This is a genomic window from Flavobacterium sp. AK-301, assembly GCF_058310215.1.
Window position 1 is genome coordinate 158,944 of the sequence record NZ_JBZEES010000004.1, and the last position, 23,830, is coordinate 182,773.

21 protein-coding genes and 2 tRNA genes are annotated in these 23,830 nt (G+C 33.5%); 14 read left to right on the forward strand and 9 right to left on the reverse strand.

Annotation, left to right across the window (positions count from 1 at the left end):
- From AC4FQX_RS08680 to AC4FQX_RS08700, 5 genes are all read left to right on the forward strand, one after another.
- Positions 1–73, forward strand: a tRNA-Lys gene (locus tag AC4FQX_RS08680).
- Positions 74–115: 42 nt separating this feature from the next.
- Positions 116–198 (forward strand) — tRNA-Leu (locus tag AC4FQX_RS08685).
- Between the two features lie 288 nt (positions 199–486).
- Positions 487–1,128, forward strand: coding sequence for a hydrolase (locus tag AC4FQX_RS08690; RefSeq protein ID WP_491167294.1), 642 nt, complete (start codon positions 487–489; stop codon positions 1,126–1,128).
- A gap of 236 nt (positions 1,129–1,364) precedes the next feature.
- Positions 1,365–2,486, forward strand: a complete 1,122-nt coding sequence (locus AC4FQX_RS08695) for an MBL fold metallo-hydrolase (RefSeq protein ID WP_491167295.1) — start codon at positions 1,365–1,367, stop codon at positions 2,484–2,486.
- Positions 2,487–2,503: 17 nt separating this feature from the next.
- Entirely contained in the window at positions 2,504–3,061 is a 558-nt protein-coding gene (locus AC4FQX_RS08700) for a DJ-1/PfpI family protein (RefSeq protein WP_491167296.1), read from the forward strand.
- A 78-nt stretch (positions 3,062–3,139) separates the two neighbouring features.
- Here AC4FQX_RS08700 and AC4FQX_RS08705 read toward each other — a convergent pair whose 3' ends face one another.
- Positions 3,140–3,661 carry a GFO_1090 family protein gene (locus AC4FQX_RS08705; protein ID WP_491167297.1) on the reverse strand — a complete coding sequence of 174 codons (522 nt, stop codon included), beginning with the start codon at positions 3,659–3,661 and terminating at the stop codon, positions 3,140–3,142.
- Between the two features lie 6 nt (positions 3,662–3,667).
- A complete protein-coding gene (locus AC4FQX_RS08710; protein ID WP_491167298.1) occupies positions 3,668–3,988 on the reverse strand; it encodes a hypothetical protein in 321 nt (106 codons plus the stop codon).
- A 337-nt stretch (positions 3,989–4,325) separates the two neighbouring features.
- On the opposite strand from AC4FQX_RS08710, the gene AC4FQX_RS08715 reads away from it, so the two are divergent.
- A complete protein-coding gene (locus AC4FQX_RS08715) occupies positions 4,326–5,780 on the forward strand; it encodes a GFO_1087 family putative carboxy terminal peptidase (RefSeq protein WP_491167299.1) in 1,455 nt (484 codons plus the stop codon).
- A gap of 80 nt (positions 5,781–5,860) precedes the next feature.
- Here the strand turns inward: AC4FQX_RS08715 and AC4FQX_RS08720 are convergent, their stop codons facing one another.
- A complete protein-coding gene (locus AC4FQX_RS08720) occupies positions 5,861–6,244 on the reverse strand; it encodes a hypothetical protein (protein ID WP_491167300.1) in 384 nt (127 codons plus the stop codon).
- Positions 6,245–6,735: 491 nt separating this feature from the next.
- On the opposite strand from AC4FQX_RS08720, the gene AC4FQX_RS08725 reads away from it, so the two are divergent.
- The 8 genes from AC4FQX_RS08725 to AC4FQX_RS08760 all read left to right on the forward strand — a co-directional run bounded on the left by AC4FQX_RS08725 (position 6,736) and on the right by AC4FQX_RS08760 (position 13,064).
- Positions 6,736–8,550, forward strand: coding sequence for a phage baseplate assembly protein V (locus AC4FQX_RS08725; RefSeq protein WP_491167301.1), 1,815 nt, complete (start codon positions 6,736–6,738; stop codon positions 8,548–8,550).
- A gap of 12 nt (positions 8,551–8,562) precedes the next feature.
- Positions 8,563–8,733: a hypothetical protein gene (locus AC4FQX_RS08730; protein ID WP_491167302.1), complete on the forward strand. Its 171-nt coding sequence runs from the start codon at positions 8,563–8,565 to the stop codon at positions 8,731–8,733.
- Positions 8,730–9,650 (forward strand): hypothetical protein, encoded by a 921-nt coding sequence (locus AC4FQX_RS08735; RefSeq protein WP_491167303.1) that lies wholly within the window; start codon positions 8,730–8,732, stop codon positions 9,648–9,650. Before AC4FQX_RS08730 ends, AC4FQX_RS08735 begins: the two co-directional genes overlap by 4 nt.
- On the forward strand, positions 9,647–10,309 hold the full coding sequence (locus tag AC4FQX_RS08740) for a hypothetical protein (protein WP_491167304.1): 663 nt from the start codon (positions 9,647–9,649) through the stop codon (positions 10,307–10,309). Before AC4FQX_RS08735 ends, AC4FQX_RS08740 begins: the two co-directional genes overlap by 4 nt.
- The gene (locus AC4FQX_RS08745; RefSeq protein WP_491167305.1) at positions 10,306–10,749 is read left to right on the forward strand and encodes a hypothetical protein; all 444 of its coding nucleotides are present in this window, start codon (positions 10,306–10,308) and stop codon (positions 10,747–10,749) included. Before AC4FQX_RS08740 ends, AC4FQX_RS08745 begins: the two co-directional genes overlap by 4 nt.
- Before the next feature lie 232 nt (positions 10,750–10,981).
- Positions 10,982–11,428 (forward strand): hypothetical protein, encoded by a 447-nt coding sequence (locus AC4FQX_RS08750; RefSeq protein WP_491167306.1) that lies wholly within the window; start codon positions 10,982–10,984, stop codon positions 11,426–11,428.
- Between the two features lie 315 nt (positions 11,429–11,743).
- Complete coding sequence (locus AC4FQX_RS08755; RefSeq protein ID WP_491167307.1) at positions 11,744–12,628, forward strand: toxin-antitoxin system YwqK family antitoxin; 885 nt, start codon at positions 11,744–11,746, stop codon at positions 12,626–12,628.
- A 61-nt stretch (positions 12,629–12,689) separates the two neighbouring features.
- Positions 12,690–13,064, forward strand: coding sequence for a hypothetical protein (locus AC4FQX_RS08760; RefSeq protein WP_491167308.1), 375 nt, complete (start codon positions 12,690–12,692; stop codon positions 13,062–13,064).
- Here AC4FQX_RS08760 and AC4FQX_RS08765 read toward each other — a convergent pair.
- From AC4FQX_RS08765 to AC4FQX_RS08790, 6 genes are all read right to left on the reverse strand, one after another.
- Positions 13,061–13,222 (reverse strand): ORF6N domain-containing protein, encoded by a 162-nt coding sequence (locus tag AC4FQX_RS08765; RefSeq protein WP_491167309.1) that lies wholly within the window; start codon positions 13,220–13,222, stop codon positions 13,061–13,063. The genes AC4FQX_RS08760 and AC4FQX_RS08765 overlap by 4 nt on opposite strands.
- 17 nt (positions 13,223–13,239) lie before the next feature.
- Entirely contained in the window at positions 13,240–16,734 is a 3,495-nt protein-coding gene (locus AC4FQX_RS08770) for a DUF8693 domain-containing protein (protein WP_491167310.1), read from the reverse strand.
- 202 nt (positions 16,735–16,936) lie between these two features.
- Positions 16,937–18,619 (reverse strand): T9SS type B sorting domain-containing protein, encoded by a 1,683-nt coding sequence (locus AC4FQX_RS08775; RefSeq protein ID WP_491167311.1) that lies wholly within the window; start codon positions 18,617–18,619, stop codon positions 16,937–16,939.
- Between the two features lie 68 nt (positions 18,620–18,687).
- Positions 18,688–19,596 carry a hypothetical protein gene (locus AC4FQX_RS08780; RefSeq protein ID WP_491167312.1) on the reverse strand — a complete coding sequence of 303 codons (909 nt, stop codon included), beginning with the start codon at positions 19,594–19,596 and terminating at the stop codon, positions 18,688–18,690.
- Positions 19,597–19,649: 53 nt separating this feature from the next.
- Entirely contained in the window at positions 19,650–21,680 is a 2,031-nt protein-coding gene (locus AC4FQX_RS08785) for a DUF8696 domain-containing protein (RefSeq protein WP_491167313.1), read from the reverse strand.
- A gap of 201 nt (positions 21,681–21,881) precedes the next feature.
- Positions 21,882–23,819, reverse strand: coding sequence for an OmpA family protein (locus AC4FQX_RS08790; RefSeq protein WP_491167314.1), 1,938 nt, complete (start codon positions 23,817–23,819; stop codon positions 21,882–21,884).
- Positions 23,820–23,830 lie beyond the last annotated feature (11 nt).

Consider the following 23,830-nt stretch of genomic DNA (forward strand, 5'->3'; position numbering starts at 1 on the left):
GACTCGATAGCTCAGTTGGTAGAGCACATCACTTTTAATGATGGGGTCCTGGGTTCGAGCCCCAGTCGGGTCACAAAAAGTTATTTGCCTCAGCGAATAACTTTTTTTTGTTTAAGGCTACGTGGAGAAATGGTAGACTTGCCACCTTGAGGTGGTGGTGTTCGAAAGAACGTGCTGGTTCGAGTCCAGTCGTAGTCACTTCTCAAGACAAATCGGAAAATTTCTGATTTGTCTTTTTTATTTTATATCCACCCTGTTCTTTTAAATCAAACCAATCAGAACTCCCCTACTTTACAGGAATAAACGACTCTTTTATTCAATTAATTTTCCAAAATAAGAAAATACTGTATTTCTTATCATAGATCAAGTGCCACGAGATCTCTGCTACTTAATTTTACACTACTTAAACGTCATGAAACACTTATTATAACAACTGTCTCTCTTTAAGTTTTAAAAAATAAATAATAATCTGTAAAACAAAAAATTATGAGTAGTTTACCTATCCGCAATCAGAAAAATGATCACTTATTAACACCTGAAAATGCAGCATTGATAATCATAGATTATCAGAAAGTACAAGTCAATTCTATTGCTTCAATGGACAGACAACAATTAGTAAACAATATTGTCGGATTAGCTAAAATGGCTAAATTATACAATTTGCCGATTATACTTTCTACTGTTAATGTTGAAACGGGATTCAATACAGAAACCATACCTCAACTAAAAAGGGAACTGGACGGAGTACCTTCTTATGACAGAACAACAATCAATTCCTGGGAAGACAAGGAATTTGTGGAAGCTGTTAAAGCAACGGGAAGAAAAAAATTAATTATGACTGCTTTATGGACGGAAGCATGTCTTTCTTTTCCTGCTCTTGATGCATTAAAGGAAGGTTATGAAGTATATCCTGTAGTGGATGCTGTTGGTGGAACATCATTGGCTGCTCATGATGCGGCATTACGCAGAATGGAACAAGCAGGTGCTCAACCAGTAAGTGTTGTACAGTTATTCTGTGAGCTACAACGTGACTGGAATCGTGCTGAAACATCTGAAGAATTTATGAAATTATTTATTCATACTGGTGGAACAGCAGGAATCCAATTTGGATATGATGTAGCGGAATAAATTTGTTCATCATATATTAAAAAAACAGTGTTACTATTCATAGATAGTAACACTGTTTTTTTAATATATGATGTTTTTTTTATAAAGTCAATCTGTCATATCATTAATCTTTACATCTGCAACACAATCTTTTGACATTTTTTAAAGTCATAAAATCTGTCAGATTAGGTAAAAACGAGATCTGGAATGCTTTTTGTAATTTTCAAACATTCTGAAATTTCCTAATTATAAAATAAATGAAAAAAATAATAAAACGAATAATGACTATACTACTTTCACTAATCCTTATACTATCTATTGCTGTATTTGTATTCGTTCAGCAACCTAAGTTTGGGAAAACTCCGGGTAAAGAACGTTTAGAAATAATAAAAAAATCACCTAATTATAAAAATGGAAAGTTTCAAAATTTAAGCCCTACCCCCAGCCTCACGGAAGGAGCTAATCCTTTATCGGTTCTTAAAGAATTTCTTTTTACCAAAAAAGAAAGAATGAAACCCATTGATACTATTCCTTCTGTAAAAACAAATCTATTGGACTTAAGTCCGGACAAGGATATATTGGTCTGGTTTGGGCACTCTTCTTATTTTATCCAAATTGATGGAAAAAAAATCTTAGTTGATCCTGTTTTCAGTAATTCTGCTTCACCTGTTTCTTTTACGACTAAAGCTTTTAACGGAACCAATGCTTATACAACGGATGATATTCCGGAAATCGATTATCTTTTTATTTCTCATGACCACTGGGATCATCTGGATTATGAAACAGTCCTGAAATTAAAATCAAAAATTAAAAAAATAATATGCTCTTTAGGCACAGGAGAACATTTTGAATACTGGGGTTTTGATAAAAATAATATTATTGAGAAAGACTGGAATGAGGAGGTTTTACTAGAATCCGGTTTTACTGTTTATACTGTTCCTGCAAGGCATTTTTCCGGAAGAGGTTTTTCAAGAAATGTATCTCTATGGACTTCTTTTGTTTTAGAGACTCCTACAACTAAGTTATTCATAGGTGGTGATAGCGGATATGATAAACACTTTGCTGAAGCAGGGGAAAAGTTTGGTCCTTTTGATTTAGCTATCTTAGAGAATGGTCAATATGACAAAAGCTGGAAATACATCCATATGCAGCCTGAGGAAGTAGTACAGGCAGCAAAAGATCTGAAAACCAAAAAACTATTTCCGGTTCATTCTTCAAAATTTTCATTAGCAAATCACTCTTGGGATGAACCACTGAACAGAATAACGGATTTAAGTAAAAATGAAGCTATTCAGCTGCTGACTCCTATGATCGGAGAGCCTGTAAGCTTAAAAGAGGAAAATCAGGTTTTTTCAGAATGGTGGAAAGAGGTAAAATAATCTTAAAAAATAATCCAATGAAAATCGCATATATCATTTTTAACGGAATAACCTGGCTTGATTTCATAGGTGTTTATGATCCGATAAGCCGACTTAAAACTTTAAACTATTTACCTAATTTGACCTGGGATATTTGTTCTTTTACTGATACAGTTACTGATAATTTTGGTCTTAAAATCATACCGGATAAAATCCGAAATCCTCTGACTGGTTATGATGTTATAATTATTCCGGGTGGTTTTGGAACAAGGGAGTTACAATTTAACAACGAATTTATTTCATGGATTAAAACCGCTGAAAACACTGAGTATAAAATTTCTGTTTGTACAGGAAGTCTTATCCTTGGCGCTTCGGGATTCTTGAAAAACAAAAAAGCAACTACGAATCATCAGGAATATAAAGCTTTGGAGCCTTATTGTGCTCAGGTTATAAAAGAAAGAATTGTAGAGGATAATAATGTGATCACATCAGGAACAGTGACTTCTTCTATTGATCTGGGACTTTATTTATGTGAAAAATGGAGTGGAAAAGAGGCAGAAAATAAAATTAGAAAACAAATGGATTATCATGGATAAACTCCTGTAATAAAAAAATCCTACAAGGTTTTAAAACCTTGTAGGAAAACAACTTCTTCTCATTTTAAAAATATTGATTTATTTTTTTGAGGCTTTTTTTAGTTCATTACCTCCGGGTATATTCATTTTATCGGTTAGAACTGAAATCTCATTAATATCAAAGTTTCCTGTTAATGACATTAATACAGTCTCATTTCCGTTTTCTCCTTCTACAAACATCAACAACTCTCTAATTTTTGTATCTGGTGTACCTGATTTAACATATATCTTTACGTTTTTCCCTCCGTCATTTACACGCATCAACTCTTCTAGTGCGTTTGAAGATAAATATTTATCTACTGTAGATCTCATATCTCCGGCAACTTTAGTGCTTGTGGTTACAAATACTTTTAAATTATCCAGCTTTTTAAGTAAGTTCAGATATTGTTGAGCTTCTTTGTCATTTTTATTCATTTCGACTTTACCCATCATCTCAAACATTTTTTTACTCACTACAACTGCAGTTACATTATCCTGCCCATCGAATTTATCAAAGGCTGTTTGCGAGAAAAACAAACTTGGGATTACTGTTAACACTATTGTGATTATAAACTTCTTCATTTTTGTCTATTGTTTAAAAATTATTTTTTTTGTTTTTTGATATTCTTCAATATGCTGCATACTTTTTATACCGGTATTTATATTCTTGGACAACATAGATAAGGCTTTTTGTGTTTCTTTAAAAGCTACTTCGGGATCATTAAATGTACCCAATTTTTGTTGTTTATTGTTTACATAATATATATATGCTCCGGACAAAAATACAATTGTTACGCCAATTGATAACCATAGTACTCTGTGTTTTTTAGTTTTTAAAACATTCTCGTCGGCAATGTCGGCTGTTCCTTCAAAATGTTTTTCTTCTACTTCTGTTTTATCAGATTCCATAATTATGCTTTTTAATTATTGCTTCTCTTACTTGTTTTCTTCCTCCGAAAAGGGCTACCTGATCTATTTACTAATCTGAAAAGTTACTATAAATTATCCACAAATTCCCTGCCCTTTTTGATTTTAACTAATCTAAACAATGATTTTATGTTACGGCTATAACAAAATCTTCTACGTTATTATAGTTTTATAAAACTTGTTTTCTATTCCATAATTTCACGATTATATTTTCGGTCGCCCCCTGTACCTTAAGAAAATACAGTGTGATTTTTGTTACAAAAAAAAATGTTTTCTCATTAAAATCAATATATTTACGACTTTAACTAATCTTCAATTTATGAGAAAAATATTCCAATATCTTATAGTGTTATTTGTACCATTATTTCTTTTTCAGGCATGTTCTGATGATCTGGATGATAAAAAAATTCCTGTTCAGGATTTTATATGGAAAGGGCTTAATCTTTATTATTTATGGCAGGAGGATGTTCCTGACTTAACAGATGATAAATTTGCAACGCAACAGGATCTTAATCTTTATCTTGCCCGCTTTTCTGACCCTACTGAATTATTTAACAGTTTATTATATCAAAAGGGAACTACGGATCGTTTCAGTGTTATTTTTAGTGATTATACTGTATTGGAACAGGTTTTACAGGGAACTTCAAAAAATAATGGTGTAGATTATGGGCTGGTCTATAAAAATGGAAGTTCTTCGGACATTTTTGGCTGGGTAAGGTATATCCTGCCTAATTCTAATGCTTCGGATAAGGATATTAAGAGAGGTGATATTTTTTATGCGGTAAATGGTATTCCACTTACGGTAAATAATTATAATAATTTATTACAGGCTGATAGTTATATTCTGAATCTGGCGGATTATAATAATGGTGCTATTACTCCTAATGGAAAATCGGTTACGTTGACAAAAACAGCGTTTTCTGAAAATCCGGTTCTGATACATCAAACGTATACGGTTAATAATCACAAAATAGGTTATCTGGTATATAATGGTTTTTATGGAGAGTATGATGGTGAAATGAATGCTGCCTTTGGACAATTTGCTACTGATGGTGTTACGGATCTTGTTCTTGATCTTCGTTATAATTCCGGTGGATTAATTACTTCTTCTGCCCGACTGGCTAGTATGATTACGGGTCAGTTTACGGGTCAGGTATTTGCTAAACAGCAATGGAACAGTAAGGTTGAGGCTTATATTAATAAAACAAATCCGAATGCTCTGATCAATTCTTTTACGAATCAGTTACAGAACGGAGCTGCAATTAATAGTCTGAATTTAAACAGGGTATATATTCTGACCTCAGCGAGAACTGCTTCGGCAAGTGAATTATTAATTAATGGTTTAAAGCCTTATATTAGTGTTATTCAAATAGGTGATGTTACTGTTGGTAAAAATGTGGGCTCTATTACGTTATATGATTCTCCTACCTTTGGTGCTAATAATAAAAATTCAGGTCATAAATATGCTATGCAACCTCTTGTGCTGAAAACAATTAACAAAGACGGTTTTGGCGATTATCAGGATGGTATTATTCCTACTATTTCTTTAAAGGAGGATATAGGAAATCTGAGTCAGTTGGGAGATATTAACGAACCTTTGCTGAGTACGGCAATTAATCAGATCACAGGAAAGAGAATGCGTTTTGATTCCGGATCGGGTGCAAATTTCAGAACTTTCAGGGATGCGCGATTTATTGATAACAGAATTCAGAATGAAATGTATCTTGATGAGGTTCCTCAGGAAATTTTAAATATGATTACTCCTTTGCCTTAGTAGATCACATAATATTTTTATTATATATCAAAAAAACCTCAACAACGTTGAGGTTTTTGTTTTTATAACTATTGTTCTATTTACAGTTCGTCTAATGGAACGGTTACTGCTGATTCTTTTGACAGAACGTGTTTATTTCTTACTGCATCGATAAATTCTATTTCGAGAAAAGGTAATAGATTTTGTACTAACTGCAAGGTTTGGCTAATATGAAAAAAAATATCGTCTGTTTCGAGTCCTGACGCTCCTTGTTCGCCATATTTCGCGGCATATCTACTGGTTTGAACCAAAGAATTTGCTGTGGTTAATAAATGGGAATAATCACCAAACGGAACTTCTATTGTTTCGGTTCCTTTAGGGAAAACACTTCCTGCTTTTCTTGACAGGGTTAAATAATTGTCAAGGTTTTTCAAGACATCAAGGTTTATTGATGTTGGAGTGTTTTGGTCTTTTTGGTTGTTCATAATGTAGTAATTTAAAGAATAAAACCCTTATACTTTAGTCGTCTTAATGCTTACTACGGCATTTGCGGTCGTTTCCAAAACCGCCTAACATGGTATAAGGGCAATATGTAATCTCTTAATGTAGTAATTTTAAGAATTGTAAATGTAGAAACTATTTCCGATAAAAAAGGTGTTTTTTTTAGATAATCGGATATCATGAAATACAAATCTTAATAACAGAAAACCCGGAAGTCTTTGAAACACTACTGCAAGATCTTACGTATTAAAAACATATTCTCCTCTATACCTCTGACAGTCAAATAAAAAAACCTTTGGCTTATCTTTTTTTCGATACAAATAAGATTTTGTAAATATAAAACAGCTTTGTTTTTATTGTTTTATTTTCATACATTATGTTTATTGTTTGCTTCTGTTACATTATATTAGCATTTTTACATATATTTTTATACTAAAATAACATTAAAACAAACAATTATCTAACAATACAAAATATGATGGAATTTCAAAGAAAGAACATTGAAAAAAGAGTAGTAATACGTATCCCTATGTATGATAAATTTGTGCATTACTCCGACTTGGAAATACATCAGGAGATACTTCAGCACAGTCGATTTCAGTTTTTATGGCGCATATCGGGAAGTTTAGAGACTAAGCCTCTGGAAGACTTTGGTTATTTCAGAAATAATATGGATAATCAAATTTCTTTTTGTTTTTATACCACCTCGGGAAAAGAAATTCTGTATAAAGGACTAATTACGGGACTGAAAATGATAAACAGAGATGGTGTAACTCAAGGATTCATGGTCACAGGAACCAGCCATACCATCGCTATGGAGGATCTGAAACATCATCGACTACATCTCAATAAAAATTTAGCCACAATTGCTAAGGATAGTATGGCAGGACACATGTGCGGTTTATGGGAACCGGAAAATATGACACCGGTTTATCGGGACAAAATCCCGAGCTCTATGCAGGCAAATGAAACGGACTGGGAATATATGACCCGTTTAGCAAAACAATATGGGGAATGGTTTTACTGGGACGGAGTCCGCTTACAGTTTGGACAAATAATGGATTCTAAAATGACACTGGTCAACGGTGTAGATATTCGAAGTCTGGGTATGGAAATCGGATTAGTGAGTAATAAATCGGGATTATCGGGCTATGATAAACGGGAGGCTCTTTCTGTAAAATCAGAACTGGAACAGACTAAAAACCATACTTCGGACGATCTGATGAAAAGTGCTATTGATGCTCAGAGTTCGCAATACAGACGAACAATGAATGATATGATTCCTTTTCAGGCTTACAGCCCTCTGGTAAATAATCAAAAGGATGTTGATCGTATGAGCCAACTGGACACTGCGGGAAAAGCGGCGCAAATGGTATTCTATACTGTGGAAACCCGAGAACCGATCAATGTGGGTACTATTGTAACGATTGTAAACAAAACGGTAACGCATTATATTATTATAACGAAATGCAGTTTTTATAGTGTGGGAAAAGGGAATCTGCGCAATGAATTTACAGGGATTCCGGCAGATTGTATTCATCCTCCGTATACGGATTCGCAAGCCAGGGGTTTTGTTTATGATCAGCCTGCCCGGGTACTTGATAATAATGATCCTCTGGGTATGGGACGTGTACGTGTTAAATACTTTTGGGGCGAACGCTCGGGCGAAAATGAAAGCGACTGGATCAACGTGCAAACGCCTTATGCCGGAAGTGACAGAGGACAGTATTTTATACCGGAAATTGGAGACGAGGTATTCGTTTCGTTTCAGGGCAATAATCCGGATGCGCCTTATGTGTCGGGGGCAAATTATAACGGAAAAGCAATTTCCGGAGCGGCGCATCCCAATAATGATTTTAAAATCATAAAAACCCGATCAGGGCATTATCTGGAATTTGAAGAGTTAAAGAATATTAAACTGGGGGACAAAAAAGGAAATCTACTGCATATTGACAGCACAGAAAACGCTTTTAATATAGAAGCCTTAAAAACAGTCACTATCAAAGCTCCGAATATTAACCTGATCGCAACGGAAAATGTTACTACTACGGCAGGAAAAAATATTACTGAAAAAGCAGGACAGGACATTATACAAATTGCCGATGGTGAATTACAAGAAATCACAAATGCTAAAACCGAAATAATAGAGGGTAAAAGCTCGACTTATATTAACAAACAAAAACGGGAAGTAGCACAAAAAATAAGTATTACCGCCACGGAAGAGGATTTATTATTAAACAGTGCTAAAGATATTAAAGTAAACAGTGGAGAAAAATCGAGTATGAAATAAAAATAAAAAAATATGGCAATTATAAAAAAATCAGGGACTAAAACAACCCATATCAAAACGAATTATACTATTGTGGCAAAGGAAATAGAAACCGTTGCGGCTTCTGTAAAACTGACTGCAACTAACGGAACGCTACAACTAAACAGTACTAAAAAAGTAATATTAAACAGCGAAAAATCATGATAACAGCAGCTATTATATATGGGGATTATATCCCGCCAACAATAACGGAACCGTGGGAAAAACACCCTTACAGAGATCTTTCCTGGGCTTATTATACCCAGAGTATCAATAAAAAAATAAATGGTCTAAAACATTGTGTTACCGCTGTAACCAGCCTGCAAAAACATGCTTGTTATGATGCACCAAAAAAAAAAGAGCGGAATAATATGCAAGAAAAAATCTATTATATCAGTGCTTTAACGTTTTATATTAATAATATAGGGCAAATTATAAGTGGTGAACGCCAAATTACCACATATAAAATACTGGCTATCGAGCAAGGAGGTTCCATTATTTATACCTTAGATCAGAAATATAAGATAACAACAAAAGTGACTAAAATGATTGATGCTTCTACCGGATTGCATGCTAAAGTAATAGAACAAAATAAAGCACAGCTAGCAAATGGACTGATATATGATCTGGGCACACTGGGCGATTATGTAAAGGAAGCCTGTAAAGTAAACCGAACATTAGATATTAACTATACTTATGCTCTGGTAACAGAGGCTAGAAATGAAATAAAAGGCGTTTTAGATAAAATTGCAATAGCCGGAGGTATTACCAGTTTTATACCGCTTTCTACCGGTGCTCCTGCAATATTGATAGCACAAGAAGCAATAAACTTATTTTGTTTTTTATTGGGATTTGAAAGTCAAATAAATAAAACAGATGATGTTTTCCCTATAAAAGGACCGTATCAAATAAAAGGAACTACCTATAATCAGCGTTATGAGGCTGATCATGGTCAGGACGGAGAACGCTATCAACGAAAGCAAGGAAAAAGAACGGTTAGTAACGAAGATATTTTAAAACAAATTAAAAAGTTTCAAATCAATTTTATCCAGTCTAATCAAATTAAAACAACAGCACAATGAAAGTATTGTTTTTAACCTTTATAAGTCCCTTTTTATTTTCCTGTGGAAAAACAGATCGAATCAATCATTATAGTAATACTCCGATAACTGAACAAGAATTACTGGAAAATGGGTTTTATAAATACAGTTCAGAGCCATGGATAAATCATTATGGTGACAGTATACAAGAAACCGCTTATTCTAATGTTATGCCCAGAAAAGATATTCCGACTCCTCTTCCTTATTTTGGTGAAGAAAAATGGACACAACAAATGAAAAATTATCTGGAAAACACCTTAAAAGACAGAATGATAACCTATCTCTATAGAAATGATACACTGATATATAAAGAGATTTGTATGCCCCCCCCCCCTAAAGATGGCAATAAACCGGCTCTTTTTAAAAACAAAGAGGATATTAATCATTACTATGATAGTTTAAAAATTCCATATCAGGAAATATCAACAGAAAAATTATGGAATAAAGAATATAAGGATAGTACTAATCTTTATATAACTTATACTATTAATAATTATAAAACTTATTTTTTTATAGATAATAAATCTAATTGCAATATAATACAGATTTGTTATTTAAAAGATGACAATCCTAGACGAATAGCTTATTGGGTAAGTAGAGTCTATGAACAATACTCTCCTTATCGATATGTAAAGCCATGAAACACCTGTATTTAGCACTTATAAGTATATTTTTGTTTTCCTGTAGAAAAACAGATACTATAAACCATTATAGTAATGCACCGATAACCGAAAAAGAATTACTGGAAAACGGATTTTATAAATATACGAGGGAACAGATTACATTTCAACGAAAAAGAGATACTTCCTATAAAATAGGTGCTTTTAGAACTATGGCTTATTCTAATGTTATGCCTAGAAAGGATATTGCATCTCCTCTCCTTTTTTTTAGCGAAAAAAAATGGACACAGCAAATGCTAAACTATATGAAAAATAGATTAAAAAACAAAATGGTAACCTATCTTTATATAAATGATACGTTAGTCTATAAAGAGATTTATTCTTACCCCCCCCTACAAAAAACAGTAAACAAATCTACTTTAATCGAAAGGAAGATATTAACCGTTATTATGATAGTTTAAAAATTCCGTATAAGGAAATATCAACTGAAAAATTATGGAATCGAATAGAAAAGGATAGTACTAATCTTTATATAATCTATACTATTAATAAGTATAAAACTTGTTTTTTTATAAGCAATAACGATCACAATATAATACAGGTCTATTATTTAAAAGAGAAGGATCCTAATTTAATAGCTATTTTGAATAGTAGAATCTATGAACAATACTCACCTTATAGATATGTAAAGCCATGATGAAATATCTCTATTTAATATTTATAAGCATATCCTTGTTTTCCTGTAGAAAAACAGATACCATAAACCATTATAGCAATGCACCAATAACGGAAAAAGAATTACTGGAAAACGGATTTTATAAATATACCTGGGAATGGGTTGCACTCCGTCGTGGAAGAGATACTACCTATGAAAGAGGTCCTTTTAGAGATGTTGTCTACTCTAATGTTATGCCCAGAAAAGATATTCCGGCTCCTCTTCCTTATTTTGGTGAAAAAAAATGGACACAACAAATGGAAAATTACCTGGAAAACAAATTAAAAGACAGAATGATAACCTATCTCTATAGAAATGACACACTGGTATATAAAGATATTTGTACCCCCCCCCACCTAAAAACGGCAATAAACCGGCTCTTTTTAAAAACAAAGAGGATATTAATCATTACTATGATAGTTTAAAAATTCCATATCAGGAAATATCAACTGAAAAATTATGGAATAAAGAATATAAGGATAGTACTGATATTTATATAACCTATACAATTAATAATTATAAAACCTATTTTTTTATAGATAATAAATCTAATTGCAATATAATACGGGTATGTTATTTAAAAGATGATGTTCCTGACAACACTTGGATAAGCAGAGTCTATGCTCAATACTCACCTTATCGATATGTAAAACCATGAGATTAAGTGTTTTTATCAAAAAAACTAATTTTAATAACCAAATAAGATTTCAACAATGACTAAATTATATAAAAATAAAATTATGAAAACAATTTATATTATTATGGTTTTTCTTTTACCTGTAATGCTCCATGCTCAAAAAAAAACAGGAAAAACTATAAACGGATTAAAAGAAGGGGAATGGATTTATTATAATTCATATAATGAAATAGCCTCAAAAGGAAACTATAAAAACGAAAAAAAAGAAGATGAATGGATAACCTATGAATATAGTGGAAATTACAAAATAGAGAATTACAAAAATGGAGAAAAAGAAGGTAAATGGATTTCTTATTATAAAAATGGTAATATAAATTTAGAAGGGTATTATAAAAACGAGAAAAAAAATGGTGAATGGATTTGCTATTATAAAAACGGAAATATGTTTTTTAAAAAGAATTTCAAAAAAGGAATAGAAGATGGTAAATGGGTTTCTTATTACCAGAACGGAAATTTAAAATTAAAAGGGAATTATAAGAACGGAAAAAAAGATGGTGAATGGGTTCAATATTATGAAAATGGGAATTTTATAAAAGGAAATTATAAAAATGGAGAAAAAGAGAACAAATGGACTGCTTATTTTAATGATGGAACTATATTTTCGCAAGACAATTATATAAACGGAATTGAAGAGGGCACATGGACTTCTTATTATAATGATGGCACTTTAAAATCAAAAGGAAATTTTGAGAAGGGATTAAAAGAAGACGACTGGATTTTTTATTTTAAAAATGGCGATATCAAAGAAATCAGAAGGTATAAGAATGATAAAAAAGAAGGAGAATGGGTTGTTCATCATGAAAGTGGGTACATTCTAAAAGGATCTTATAAAAACGATGAAATAGTAGAAGACTGGAAAACATACACTAAAAATGGTCAGTTGAGAGGGGAAGAACCTGCTAGGGAAGAAACTCTTATTTCTGAATAAAAAACATTATAAATATAACTTCTTTTATAATCCGAAAAAGAAATTTATAAACTAAATCAACATGGATAAAATAGAAGTAATTTATATTAACAACGTAATAATTAATCCGAAAACCAGGATTTTTTTAGAGTTCTTAGAGGATAAAGGTATTATCTACTATAATATACCTGACTATGAAATTATTGTTTTTAATGATAAAACAACCGATATAACAATAAACAATATAACGTATTCAATTGAGGCACACTCGATAAGGATAATTAAGAGATTTAAAGTTTATAATATGTGTTTTTTTGACCTGTCCTGTATTACCGATTTAAAAATAAAAGAAGCTTTTATAAGGATACAAGCGGAAAAAGAATGCTCGTCAGCAGACAAAAATAACGCTTCTTATTCTCTTTTGAATAATTTGTTTCTAAACACAAAATGGAATTAAATATTAAAATAAGTTTTATACGGTGATTTTGCATTAGTGATAGAATCTGTAAATGCCATAGGTGCATATCTTGTACCGCCTAAATTTGAGGAGCCAAAATGGCTCCTCAAATTATCAAACTCTTGTTGACTGAGCTCAAACATAAAATCTTCGGGCAAGTCTTCACTGTTCTAATTTAATATATTATTTTTTTAAATACCATTCCTTGTCTCATGGTGTAGATCTTGATTATCAGAACCTGATTAACGGGTGTAAAATTATGAATTGCCACTGCATTTGTATTTAATTTTTTTTGTCTGTAGACTTCTTCTCCTCCGAGATTAAAAATAGCAACTTCTCTGATTGTATCTTTTTTTGCTTCAATATTTAAAATTCCGTCCTGATTATAAATAATTATCCTTTTATTTTCTGAAGGAGTTTTTTCTGTTTCTGCTGTATTATACAGAATCTCAAATCTTTGATTGAATACTCCGTTTTCTGAACTGAAATTATAAGCTTTACTTCCTAAATTATGTATTCGGTTTGTTTTATTGTCTTTTAAATAAACAGACTGACCGTTATTAAATATTCCTTCTGCTTTGTCTAAGGTTATTGTATACTCACCAGACTTTAAAACTTTATAGCCTATTGTTATTGTATCAGAGTCATTAAACGGGAGGGGTCTTCCCTGAACTGCGTATTGCTCTTTATTGATTAATGTATAGAAACTACTTTCGGGACTTTTAAAAATCCGGCCGTCAATTCCTTTATCAACACCGTTTGTTGCGTCTGTTCTGTAAGCGATTACGAGTTGACTGAAAATGCCTTCGTCATTGGTCAGATTTAGATGAAATTGCTGTTTTTCTGGTTTATCAGATTGGGCAAGGGTTTCTTCAACTGTAGAGAAAAAGGGGTTTTGGTGGTTTGCAAGCCGCATTTGGTTTGTAAAAACCACCTCAGCATTATCAGTAAGTGTATTTATAAAAAAGCCTTGTCCGGGCTGAACAACTGCTTCTGGAGAAATCCCGTCAGATCGGGTTGAGGTACTTCCGGCTTGTGTGTAAACGGCATAATTACCTGCTTTATAACTTCTGTCATTATTCATTGAATGATTTGGTATCCAGAAATAAACAGTTCCATCCATGGCTCTTTGGTTTTGTTCTATGAACTTATCTATGCTTATGGGTGACGGATAAGGATTGCCTATTAAATTATATCCTGATTGTTGTAAGGAAATGGTTTTTATTCCATTATTGGGCACTCCTGTGAAATCTCCAAAGTAAGGGGATTTAATCTTTCTTGACCATAAAGCGGGGGTTTGTATCAGGTATCCTCTGGCTGTTTCAAAATCGTTCTCTGAATCTGTTATTTCTTTTGTTCCTGAAACAGGATCGAAAACATGAAAGGTATTTGGATAGGTTTCGGGAGAGAAATCAAATAGCTTTTGCTTCTCGACAGGTGATGACCAACAACTATAATCGAAACGCAACATGGGTTCGCTTTCTGTCTGTACCAGAATCTCTCCTTGATTATCACTATCTTCTATTTGTAACAGACTGCCTTTGTTTTCGACAAAAACGGTGCCTCCTTCTACTTTCATCTCTTTTTCTATTATAACGGATGTACCGGAAGCAATGGTAAATTCTCCTGATTTTATGATCAGATTTCGAGCCGTGATCGGAGCCGACAAGGTGGTGTAATCTCCTTTGATAATGGCATCGAACGTTATGTCGGGACCTGTTATATTTGACCAGTTTTCTCCATTCCAAACAGGCGTTTTTACTTTGGCAGGTACATAAATCACATTAGAAGAGGAAGAAATACTGTTTGAACCTACTGCGCGAACTCTGTAGTAATATTCTTTTTCTTTTTGCAAATCGGTTATTTTACAGGAATTTACTTCTCCAATATTCAAATCTTCATATATGGTAACAAAGAAGGGGTCATACTGCCCTGAAATATGCTTCCCAAGATTATCAAATGTGTCTGTTTTAAATAACTCCCAGTCTTTAATAGAAAAATCTTTTGTAGGGTGTATCTTCCGGGGCTTTCTTACCAGAGTAACGTCTTTACCCCAATCTGATTTCTGGTTTATAATTCCTACTATATCTATTGGTAAGGAATCTTTATATAATGCTATTGCATCATTTCCTGTAAAGGTCATAACACTACTGTTTGTTTCTATATCTGCATAACTTTTAAGGGCTGTACTGGCTCTGGCATGAACAATAACATAGGTAGTGTTTTTTTCTATACTTCCTTTGAGTTTCAGTTTACTTGTAAAAGCTCCTTTTCCGTTGGTTTGCTTTTTTACTGAATAACGGGATAAATCTATTGTCCTGCCTGTATTATTATATATTTCAATTGCTTTATTGTTTGAACTTCCTTCGATATATTCTGATAGTATCAGATCTGAGGAAGGAACGGGAATACCAAAATTGGGAAATTCACTTACATCTAATCTATAGCTGACTGCGTCTTTAATCTTTGTCCAGTTTGCTGTAAAAGATATTCCTTCTTCTTCTGAGGCTTCCAGACTTACGGGTATATCGATTTTTAAAGTGATAAGACTGTCTGAATTACTGTAAACTACTCTATTAGACCCAACAACATAGGTTCTGTAAAAATAAAGGGTATTATCTGTCAGATTTTCTATGGTTGCCTGAAAAGTATTTTGTTCTGTAAACGTTGCTTTTACTGTACTATTCGTCCCGCTGTCAAAATCATTATTCTTATTGTATTCAAATCCTGCTTCTGTTATAACTAAACAGCCCTGATCTACAATACTACCTGTGAGTACGCCTCTATTATTTGTAATGGAATCTACTTGCTTATTGTTTACTGTCGGATTAGTATCGACCCCGTTTCCTGAAACAGAAATTCTTATCTCTGATGTCTTTTGGTATTGTATTATAACGGGATCATTATACGATTTAACCGAATCTGGGGTGAATTTTACATAAATTTTCTTCTCTTGTATTGTTCCTCTAATAGGTTCAATCTGTAAGGAAGTGTAATAACTCCCTTCTTTGATTTCACTAAAAGTAAATCCTTCCAGTTCGTTTATTTGTATTAATGAGGTCAATAAAGAACCTTTGATAGTGAGACTGTCTATCGACTCCGCTCCGATACATACTTCTCCAAAAGGAGCCGGGTCTGAAACAAATAAAAACGGGGATGTTGCCTGAGAAATAAGTATATTATCTATGAAAGCTCTTTTTGAAGTGGTTTCAATTGTTATGACTGAATTGGGTTTTCCTCCTGTCAGATCCACTTCTTTTGTTTCAAAAGGGTCATCTATTTTTGCCTTGTAGGATATAATCTGCTCGGAAAGTTCATCAACCGTAATTTTTATATCTCCTTCTACACTACTCCATCCTTTTACATCCAGTTTTAAGGTAAATATCCCTCCGTTTCTGCTTAAATCCAGTGCGTTAATCTTAATTGCTCCTGAACTGGAAGCAATTCCCAATTTTATAGCTTTACCTGCCTTATAAACATTATTGAGCACGGAGATTTTGTCATTACCGCTCCATTTGGTTTTTGATCCTGATGAAGTGGTATTGCCTGTTATTACTGAAGAAAAATCTTCTGAAAAAACAACAGTCTGCCCCCGAAAAGATGAAACTGAAATAAGAAAACAGAAAATAATTAATGGAGTGAAAATATACTTACATGAAGTTATACGCATTATGATTTCGCTTTAGTTTAAATAAAAAACAGAATTGATGTTTTTTTCTGAAAAAAACACAAACATAAGCGTTAATTATAAAACATTAACTCTAAAATAAATATTATCCCCCTTTATTAACTCAAATGGTTCTATAACAAAAAAAGCATCTGTTTACTTCATAAACACATGCTTTTACTAAATATTTTTTTGATCGTTTCTTCTACTTCTGAAGATAAACCCAGCCCACTTTTGCTTTGCTTCCATCTCCAAGATCCAGAATATAATAATAGGTTCCGTCCGGTAATGTTTCTCCTTTATCAACAACATTACTTACATTCGCCACGCCATCCCAATCATTCTGATACCCTTTTTTTGAATATACTAAACTACCGTATCTGTTATATACTTCTACCTTATTATTCGGATAGTTTTCTATACAATCAATTCTGAAAAAATTATTCAAATTGTCTCCATTAGGGGAAAACCCATTGTAAATAATGATACATTCCGGTTTAACCAAAACTTCTGAATGATTATTTATCAAGTCTATATCTGATGGATTTGAAGATTCTATATTTACTTTATTAAAATAATTATTGTTATCTTCTTCTTTATCATTGAGAACTTCGGTTTTTACAGTAAGTGTTGCTGTCTGGTTTTCTGCTAATATCGGTATATTCCATAATCCGGATATATTATCATAATCACCAATAGATACTTTTGAATTTACAAAAGCAAAACCTTCTGGTAAATTTTCACTTACAATAATATCTTTAAACATATCAGATCCTCTGTTCTCTACAGTAATTGTAAACGTAATTACATCTCCTATAAGCGGAGTAATATTATCTACTGTTTTACTAATGATAAGATCTGAACATACATTAACCACAACTTCTAATGTTCCGACACCATCTTTATTACACATTTTGTCATCTGTGTAAGAAACACTTACTGTTCCCTGACCTTTGTTATCCCATAGAATTTTTACAAAAGAATCGTTTTGTTTTCCACCTTCTGTTATTTTTCCGCCTTCTACTAACCAGCTATAATCTGACATTCCTTCTGCTGTTGTATAGACCACTTCTTCGCCGATACAAACCGTATTTTTACCGGAAACCATTATTGGTGCCGATTCATCATTAACTATTACGGTAACAGCCAGTCGTGTTGCACTCTCACAACTAATAACTCCCATCTCTGTTTTTGCTGCATAATAAACTGTTCCGGTCTTTAAAGGTGTGGTAATGGAAATAACATTACCTCCTGTTTGCTGATCATACCATTTAACATTGGAATCATTTATCTGAATATCTGAAACTACAGGGCTATTTCTGCTACAAAATTGTTGTATTACATAATTTGTTGTGGGAGGCTGAACAGAAATAATTTGTACTAACACCAGAATACCTGCAACACTTTCTTCTCCTGCAATGGTTTGAGTCGCATAATACTTTTTATTGTTTATAAGAGGCGTAGTGCTCGGGAGAGGTATTCTTAATACCGGATCATACCATTTTATATTTTGTCCTTGTATTGATAAATCAGCAACTGTTGGTATTGGGTTGTCACAAAAAGCCTGTGTATTGCCATATATTGGAGGCTGAATTTTTGTAAAAATAACTTTAACTTCCGACGACATCGGAGAAGGACAACCCTGAGCATTAAAAGCCACTACAGTATAAACACCCTGTAACTTTGCCAAATATTGTACTGCTGTGGCATCTTTAATCATCATATTATTATGAAACCATTGGTAGCTTACTCCATCAGTCGCATTTGCAGTAAGGGTTACTGTACTTCCCGGAGAAACTACAATTTCCTGATTACCGATTTGTGACCATAGAGATCCTTGCCAAAAAATCAGCATAAAAATGATGAAGATAAATGCTCTAATTTTCATAAGCATAGATTATAATTACCTATTAAAGGGTTTACTTTAATAAATAATTAAAACAACTTGATTCTGAATTAGTCTGTTACTCCAGTAATCGTAATTGTTGGTGCACCCGGAGCCGGAGAAACAACAACGGTAACAGGGTTTGCTCCATCCATTACTTGTCCTTTATAAGTAACATAAGTTCTTGCTCCTTTGTCTTTAATTGTGTTGATATATTCTACTTCTACAAAGAAAGTATAGGTACCTGCATCCGGAAAAATTGTAGCTGCTGCTGTAGCTGCTGTTCCCAAATCAATAGGTGCCGCGGTATTTCCGTCTTTTAAAGCATACCATTTGTAGGTCAATGTAAAGTCTGATGCCGCCGGATTTGAAAATCCAGAACTATATAACGGGTAAGTCGCGTCATACACGACAGACGAGTTAAAAGTAAGAGCTGTATTAGCCGCAGGAAGATCATTAGTACAATACGCTACAGATGTACCTCCGGCTACTCCTGCTGTCGTTGTTAATGGTGGTAATACAAACAGTATAATATCCTCATAGGCAGACTGACAAGTAACACCGGTATTAGCAACATTACCATATACTCTGTATTTATGGTAACCCGGTTCCAGTCCGTCTAAAGCTGTTCCTAAAGTCAAAGTCTGAGCTGATCCTAAAGAAGCTCCTTCATTCTCATTTCCTGCTGACTTTGTTACTTCATGCCAGGAATAACTTGTAAAAGTTTGTTGTGGCGTACCACTATCTGTTAAACTTGCGGACAAAGTCAATGTCGGACCAGTCGTTGCGGGATTATAGAAAAGAACTGCTCCATCTACTATCGTAACCGTCGGGGTACCTGAAACCTGTGTACCTACCTGTAAATTTGTCGGTGTTGAAATTGGAGACTGAAAAACAGGTGTCTGTGCAAAAATATGCAAAGAGCCTAATAACATAAATATCATTATGCTATTTTTAAAGGAGGTAATTAATGTTTTCATGGGTCATTTTATTTAATGTGATTATTTATTTGAGTTTGTTGTTTCCTGTTTTATTAATCAACAGCTAAAATACTCAGATCCGGATAACCCGGATTGGGATAAATAGTGATCGTAAATGCATAATCAATACTCTCACATGTGCTGCTTTTTACTCGAACAATACCATTATAAGTACCTGCGGATATTCCTGCCGGAACGGTTATTTCTATTGTTGCCGATAATGAATTATTATTTATATTAACTAATCCTGCTGTTATTGCAACGCTATCCCATTGTATACTATATGTTATCGGATTTCCTGTTGTCATTCCATAGGATAAAACAGCAAAAATTACTCCTCTGCAAATTCTTGGATTTGTTCCTAAAATAATTGTTGGTAAAGGATTTACGGTTATCGTTACTGCATTACTTGTTACGGTACACGCAACACTATTTAATGTTGAAGTAACAACGCATTGATAAGAAGTCGTTACCGTTAGACTTGGTGGACTATAAGTTGCAGAAGTAGCTCCGCTAATATTGCTATAACCTCCTCCGGTACTGCTTTGCCATTGATAACTCAATGTACCGGAACCGGTAGCTCCGGTACTAAAGGTTAAACCTGTCGGAGTACTTCCGGAACAGATCGTCTGAGAACCACTGATAACGCCCGAAGTGACACTATTGACCGTTATTGTTACTGCATTACTCGTAGCACTACACGCAACACTATTTAACGTCGAAGTAACAACGCACTGATAAGAAGTCGTTACCGTTAAACTTGGTGGACTGTAAGTTGCAGAAGTAGCTCCACTAATATTGCTATAACCTCCTCCGGTACTGCTTTGCCATTGATAACTCAATGTACCGGAACCGGTAGCTCCGGTACTAAAGGTTAAGCCTGTCGGAGTTCCGCCGGAACAAATGGTCTGATTACTGCCGATAACGCCGGATGTAACACTATTTACCGTTATTGTTACTGCATTACTTGTTGCGGTACACGCAACGCTATTTAATGTCGAAGTTACGATTCGCTGATAAGACGTAGTCACAGTTAAACTCGGTGGGCTGTAGGTTGCCGAAGTGGCGCCTACAATATTGGTATAACCGGAACCTGTGTTACTCTGCCACTGATATGTTAATGTTCCTGAACCGGTAGCTGCTGTACTAACCGTTAATCCCGAAGGAGTACTTCCGGAACAGATCGTCTGAGAACCACTGATAGCACCGGCAGTGACATTATTTACAGTAACAGTAACAGCAGTACGTCCACAACTGATATCAGAACTGGAAGCTCCTACATAAAATGTCTGAGTACTACTTAAAGCTCCTGTATTAAAAGTTGTTCCTGTTCCTAAAGCAGTTCCTCCTGATGCTACATTATACCAGCTATAGACCGTACACGAAGTATCGGGATTCGTAATACTCAGAGAAGCACTGCTTCCTGAACAAATTGGTGCAGGAGTGGGTATTGTAATTGTCGGGCAATTATAATAAGCATCATATATTCTCAAATCTGCACTGGATAATAAACCTAACAATCCACCACTTGTTATTGCAAAACGTACTGCATTAAAACATTGTGTTGGAGTTATTCTTATATATTGCTGCCCTCCAATTGTCATCGTTACAACATCAGCAGCATTTAAAGTAACTGCCGTACCTCCTGTAGAATTTGTAGTTGTATTTGCTGAAGGTGCATCTTTATAAGCTGTTACGGTACCATTACTGGCTCCTAATAATCCCAGAAGCCCTGCGTTTATAGAATTATCCAGACGAACATAAACAGAAGTTCCTGCTGGTAAATTTTGTGAACCATTAATAAATTTTAACTGATATTCTGCATAAGCATTACCTAACAAACCACCAATAGAAAGCTCTGCATAATTAACATCATTAACATTAGGTACAACCGCATTTCCCGGATTAGTAACCAACCCGGCTGAAAGAACTCCCAAAACCCCGGGTCCTGATTGTCTACTACCATAATTAGTAGCGTATACTTTTGTTTGCCCAAATGTTTTAACTGATAAAAAAAAGATAACCAGTAAAGTAAAACTTAGTTTTATAATAGAAAAGGACATTCTTACCTTACCCAAACTCATCTGAAGAGATTAAAATATATACTAAAATTACTTAAAACAATTTAACAAATATCAAGGAATAAAACACATTATAATCTTAATTAAATAAAAATAATTTCGTATAAAAACATACACACCTCCTTAAAAATAGTTAGAATGATGATATGTTTAAAAAAACACATCATCATTCTAACTAATTCAAAACAAAACAACATCAATACATTATTTCTCTATAATGATAAAATCTGATCTTCTGTTTACAGCATGTTCCGCTTCAGTACATTTTACTCCGTTACTACATCCATTTCTTAATACCGTTTCACCATAACCTATCGCACTTTCAATACGTCCCACATCAATACCTTTAGAAAGAATATATCTTTGGGTCGATTTAGCTCTGGCATCTGACAGTCTCAAATTATACTTGTCTGCACCACGACAATCAGTATGGGATTCAATTTTAATTTTTATGTTAGGAAACTTATCCATAACAAACACCACTTTATCTAATTCTTCCGCTGCCTGAGCAGTTATATCTGATTTATCATAATTAAAGAAAATAGGATTTACCTTTATTTTCTCCTTATTATCTTCTATAACAATCAGATCATTCAGATCCGTCAATTCAAAATCCACATCTTTTATCTCTTTAGAAGGTTCTTTTGTTGCGGTTACTTCTCGTTCTTCTGGTGTGTAATTTTCTTTTGAAGCAATGACTTTGTAAGTAGCGTTACAAGGAATCGTTAACTTATATGTTCCGTCACTATTTGTACTTACTTCATTTATTGTTTTCCCAAAAGCATCAAATACTTTAACAGTTGCTAATGCTATACCTATTTTTTTATTTTTATCTGTTACTTTTCCGGAAACAATCTGTTTACAAATTGGTTCCGATTTTGTAAAGTAATAAATATCATCATCTCCTTTACCCATAGTTCGATTTGATGATATATACCCATAAGTATTAGTCGGATCAATGATAAAAGCAAAATCATCAGCATTACTATTTATTACCGGACCTAAATTTTTAGGTTCAGAAAAATTCGATTGCCCTGTTAACTTACTTTCAAAAACATCAAGCCCTCCAAGCCCCTGATGCCCTTCTGAAGAAAAATACAAGATTCCTTCTGAAAAAAACGGAAACATTTCTCTCCCAATGGTATTGATTGTTGGTCCTAAATTTTTTGGAGCAGACATTTGTCCGTCTTCAAAAACCTCTACAACATAAATATCTGTTTCTCCATATCCTCCCGGCATATCTGAAACAAAGAACAACCATTTCCCATCAGCACTTAATGATGGATGTCCTACACTATACTCTTTACTGTTAAAAGGTAAACTCTCTTCTTTTACAATTTTACCATCTTTAATAGTCCCTTTTATTATCTGAAAGTTATTTATCCCTGATTTATCATTCAAAAGTTTATTTCTCTTTTTAAGAATGTTAGTAGCATAATAAATAGTTCCCAGATCTTTAGAAAAAGTTGTTGTTGCCTGATGATATCTGGATTCTATTTCTGGTAGAAAAATTTCTCCATTTGTAATTTCTCCATTGGCTCCGTTTTTTTCTGAAACATATAATTTCAAATAAGGCTGTCCATTCCAGGAATACAGTTTATTGCTAAACTTTGTAGTATCTCTGCTTGATGCATATACAATCTTATCACCATAGAAAGAAGCTCCAAAATCTGACTTATTACTATTAACACTTAAATTATATATTTTATATATTGGTGGTGCCGTTAATAAACTGTCTAAATTTTTCTTTTGAGCTACATAACGGGAAATATCTTTTTGAACACCTGTACTTTTTAAATATTGTTCCGTTAATAAATCTGCCTTCTCGTATTCTTTCTCTCCTTTTAAAGATTCAATATATCTCATTCTGTATAATGGAGAAATACTGTTTCCCTGAATATCATATAATTTCTGATACCATTTTAAGGCATTCTTACTATCATTAATATAATAATAAGAATCTCCTGCTTTCATTAAAGTCTGAACAGTCGGCTTGGTCTCATCAGCAAGATACATCTCATATGCTTTTGCTGCTTCTACATAAGAGAGATCTGTAAATAGTTTATCTGCTTTTTTTAGTTTTTGTTGTGCAAAACCAAATGTTAAACAAAAAAACAAACTAAGAGTAAATATTTTTTTCATAGGTTAGTTTT